Raw genomic sequence first — 237 nt, 5'->3', positions numbered from 1 at the left:
GCCCCCTCGTCCGTGGTGCGCTGCGCGTGTTGCCCATAACTAAACCCAATCCCCCCGGTGCCCGATAGGCCTTTACGCTTTTCCTCATAGCGATGGATTTCTTGGCGACTATTCTGTGCCTGGGTCAGTTGCACCTGGTTCCCGGCTTGTAGCGTCACCGCCTGCGTACCAATGGCTCGGCTGCCCGCTAAGGTCAGATCATTTCCCGCCTGCAGATGGACGCTCTCCCCTTCCACC

1 protein-coding gene is annotated in these 237 nt (G+C 60.3%); it reads right to left on the bottom strand.

The annotated features are described in order from the left end of the window. The coding region (locus tag HGT70_RS16510; RefSeq protein ID WP_214196586.1) for a hemagglutinin repeat-containing protein at positions 1-237 on the bottom strand (237 nt) is incomplete at both ends.

The sequence above is a fragment of the Rosenbergiella collisarenosi genome (genome assembly GCF_018494085.1).
GTDB classification, from domain to species: Bacteria; Pseudomonadota; Gammaproteobacteria; order Enterobacterales; family Enterobacteriaceae; genus Rosenbergiella; species Rosenbergiella collisarenosi.
Note: the sequence above shows the minus strand (reverse complement) of the source record. Positions and strands in the feature narration are given on the sequence as shown.